Source organism: Xanthomonas sp. D-36-1 (assembly GCF_017746155.1).
Lineage (GTDB): Bacteria > Pseudomonadota > Gammaproteobacteria > Xanthomonadales > Xanthomonadaceae > Xanthomonas > Xanthomonas cissicola.
The window spans coordinates 1-4,289 of sequence record NZ_JAGHWR010000098.1; the positions used below are offsets into that span (position 1 = coordinate 1).

1 protein-coding gene and 1 pseudogene are annotated in these 4,289 nt (G+C 59.3%); both read right to left on the reverse strand.

The genetic code is table 11. The annotated features are described in order from the left end of the window. Positions 1-1,519 (reverse strand): annotated as a pseudogene (locus J7367_RS20610) (DUF1156 domain-containing protein); the annotation flags it as partial. Next, positions 1,520-4,144, reverse strand: coding sequence for a S8 family peptidase (locus tag J7367_RS20615; protein ID WP_057664324.1), 2,625 nt, complete (start codon positions 4,142-4,144; stop codon positions 1,520-1,522). Between the last annotated feature and the right edge of the window lie 145 nt (positions 4,145-4,289).

Below are 4,289 nucleotides of genomic sequence, written 5' to 3' on the forward strand. Positions count from 1 at the left end.
GGACGGATTGTTCAGAGTTTCCATAAGGCACTTCGGAGCGCGGCCAGTAGTCCTTCAAATCGGCATCTTTGCGCGCTTCCCATTCCGCGAACGCGGCATCGTACTGCCGAGCGTGCACCGCGTCGTAAGCAGCGAAGAAACGACCGCCGTAAGGTTTTCCCGCTTCATCGCGTTTTGGTGCATAGCCCTGCAGCGCGTAGGCCGCCATCTGCCCGGTCTTGCCCGTGGCCTTGATCGTGGTTAGCACGTCCTGCACCGTACCGCAGGCCGCGCAGGTGTAGTGTGACCGCTTCGGCACCGTGCCTTTCTCAGGCACAAAGGTGACACCTGTTTCCGGGTCGTTCAGCTCACTCGGCAGCACGCCGCGCACCTCCAGCAGACGAATCTTCGCGGCGCGTGCAACGTCCCATCGCGTGGTCGCCGCCACGTCGTCCTGCGCCGAACCGCCGTAGGCCGCACCCGTAGCATCCTGCTTCGCTTCGCCCGCCAGCCATTGCGGATGCACCAGCAGACTCAGTTCCACCTTTTTGTTGGGTTTCTTCGGTTTCCCCAGATTCACCAGCGCAGTGTGGCCGCAGTGCGGGCAGATCACGCCCTTCTTGCGGTCGAGTACGGAGAACGGGTGTTCATCCGGCGCGACAATCAGCGGCGCATCCGGCGCCATCCGTGCGGTTTCCTCTTCAACGTGGAATTCGCCGCTGCATTTACTGCATGTGTGTTCCCAGTGCTTCACGCTGATGGTTTTCACCGCCATCACCGGGCTGGTCATGATAGGCGTGCGGTGGCCGCAACCCGTCACCTGGCAAGGGCCGTGCTTGGCCCAGAAGGTATAGATCGCCTCCGGCCCTTCGTAACGGTAGTCCTTGCGCTCGCTCTGCGGGATGGTGAGTGGATCGAAGTCGGCAGGCATCGCCTTGTTCGACGGCAAATGCGTCCACGTGCCTTTCTCACCTTCCGGGCCATCGCAGTAGTAGTACGGCATGATCTGCGGCTTGACCTCGGCCTCGATGTCGGCAAGCAGCTTCTTGACCTGCTCCAGATCGACGTTGGCCAGCTCCTGCTTGACCACGAACCACGCGACCGGGTTGAGGTCGTTGCCGACCATCTGCATGCCGAGGCGGGAGCCTTCCACCAGTGTGGTGCCGCCGCCCATGAAGATGTCCGCCACCTTCAGGTGCTTGAACGCGCCTTTCTTCTGGTGGTTGGCGTAGTAGTTGTCCCACACCAGCTTGGCCGCGTGCGATTTATCTTCCGGAGCCTTGGTCGCCGCTGCGATCAGCATGGAGCGGAACACGCTGGAGCGTCGCCGCGCCCACCACTTGGACATCTGGTAAATCGGCTTGCCCGCGTTGCCTTCGATGATCGCCACCTGATTGACGGGCAAGATCGGGAAGTCCACCTCTAGGCAGGTCTTGGGGCGATTGGGATCGTTGAAATCGACGGTTTCCAGCGCCACTGGCTTTCCCGCACCTACGGCTTTGGCGACGGCTTGTTGAAGTAGTTCTTTTTTGGTGGCCATTTAAGGTGTACCCCCAACTGCACTGACAGCGACTTGAGGCTGAAGTCGGGTGCGCAGTTGTTCGTAAATTGGAATCTGGATGCCTTCGGCCACCTCCAGGGTGACAGCCAGGCCATAGGGAATGGCATCGTCCAGACGTGCCGTTGCATCCTTCTTGCACGCGATGTGCAGCAAGATGCTGTCGCCGTCCTGAAATGCCGCGATTTGGTCTGTGCCTTCGAGTACCTCATGCTGCACTGTTCCGCGCAGCACCTGATTGTGATCACCGTCTTGACGCGCAAGCTTCAGCGGCAAAGTGCCCCAGTTATTGGCTGGGGACATTTCCAGCTTGGCTTCGCGGAAATTCCGATGGCCAGGATTGACCGGGCTGAACCATGCCAAGGTCACCACCATCCGACGCCATTCCTGGCTGCTGGACAGGCCAGGCGGTAGCGGCAGGCGATATTCGTGGATTTCGTTCTCACGGATTTCGCCGCAGCTCAGCACCGTGCCGCGCTGCTCGGTACATGCCAAAACACGTTCGATCTGCACGGCGCCATAGCCAAGATAGCGCGACATCACCTCTTTGAATTGGCGCGAGTTATCTCGCGTTTTCAACGCGGCAGTAATGGCCGCACAAGCGTCATCATCCTGCTTGGCACCATGAACCAGTAGCGCCTTGATGAGCACGGAAATGAGCCCCTGCGGAATGCTGTCTTCGTGATCCCCGCGCAGCGCATCGAGCACTTCATAAATGCGTGCCGCACTGCGCGTGGCAAGGGCGGTGGCGTTGCTGGTGCCGCGTGTATGGACGGTTTTCGACAGAGCCCCAGCCTGATTGCTGTCCCAGGCGACTTGTTGCCCCGGCGCTGCAAGCCCGCCATCGGGTTGATAGACGGTTTGGCTGTCCAGCACTGGCGTGCGATACAACTGCCGACCACCGGGGAACAGGATTTCCGGCTTGACTGAGCGACGGAAGCCGTGCCCAAACCGTGCGGCAGGGCTGAACAACGATGCGCCGGGCAGCAAGTCTGTACGCTGCCCTTGGTAGTAGTTTCCGGCACTGTCAGCGTGGGTCGCGCCGACAGTGATCGCATTGATGGCTTCTGCCGGGGACAGGATGCGCCGTCCGGATAACTGGGCCTGAATGCACTTGAGCACATGCTCGACCTTCTCCGGATCGGCCAAGGCCAAGTAGTCCGTTCCAGACAGTGCAATGTTGATGGCTTCGGGATAGTTCCCGGCGCTGACACAGAAAAGCACGCGGTATTTCCACGACAGCCAATCCAGCAGTCTTGCCCAAGGGCTGGGTGTGTGAATGAACGGGCGTGAAGGGTCGCCGATGGAAAGGTTGATGATGCAAATGGTGGGAGCCTGTGCAGGCACCGCGCCTTCGCCTTCAAACATCCGCCGAACAGCTCGCGCGATGCGATCCTCGAAGAATACTTCGTCGGGGACATGCTCACTCCGGTTCAGGGAATGAGGGTCTGGCTGCATGATGGGCAGCACGTATACCAGACGCGGCAACGGATCGGCTTGGCCGCCTGCCATTTCTCCATGCACCACCAGAGACGCCATTGCCGTCCCGTGCTTTCTGTCGCCCGGTTGGTACTGCGCGGAAAGATTGTCCGGGTCGTCCAACAGCAAGCGCCCCTTCAGTGCCTGATGTTGCACATTGGGCACGCCGTCGAGAATGGCCGCGATGGGAGGAAGGTCAACGACCCCTTCCGCTATTTCCGTATCGACTCCTTCACCATCTTCCGTGACTGCAAGGCTTTGCCCGGTGGGGCGAAAATACATGACGCCATGAAATTTGAAGAGCTGGATGTCAGTGTCGTGGCTCTCGGACTCCAGGTCGTTCAAAAGCTGCTGGATGCGTACTGCGGGCAGTTCAGCCTTCACCGCGTGAAAGGCAATTTCCGGCATGTCGATGAAGCCGCCCAAAGTTTTACCACCCGCAGCTTGCAGAAGAGTGGCGACGTTGCGTTCGCTCTGCCTACGCCTGTCTTCTGATCTGCGGTAAAACAGCTCGATCTGAAAGCGGATCGCTTGAGCAGGATTGATGGGGTTCAGCAAATCCTGCCAGCAATCCAGCATGCCTGTCTCGCGCAGCGCCTCTTCAATTCCCCAACGGCGGATTTGCACGGTCTGGTTGAAGACATCGCGCCATTTTGTTTTTCCGCTTGGCAGCATTTTGTTGTCCCGCCACTTCTCCCACAGCGAGAGAAGCTCCCGCATTCCTGCTTCGTTGCCGAGCGAGAGGAACATGCGTCCTTTGACGGCCTTGTTTGTGCGCTCCCCTTTGGTGTTGCGCTCGAAAAAATCCTCATCGGGCGGAATGTCATCAATATCCCATTCGCCCATCCACTCCAGGCCAATGGCTTCGACGGCCTGCCGAAACTCATTGACGCTGCCTGCAATTTCAATCACCAAGACCGCTTCAGGCTCAAGGCCAGCCACTGAGCCGCTGACGCTGGCTTTGTAGCGCTCGAAGTCTTGTTGCAACGTGGTCAGTTGCGCATCCAAGCGCTCCACCTGCTTTCCATGTCCGGGAACATGGGGTTGGCCGATTACGATAGGCCGTCCTTTGGGCGGTGGGATGGTTCTTGCTTGCGGAAACATCAGAAGCGGAAGCGAGGTGGCCATTAGGGAAGGTCTGAACAACGAGACCTGACAGGGCGGAAGGTGGCGTCGTTCCGAAGAGTGGCTTTTGGAACTTCGGAATTTCGCCATTTCTGGCGCTTTCCGCGGGAATTTCCCGGTTCACAGACGCACGCTCCCCATCGCCGGC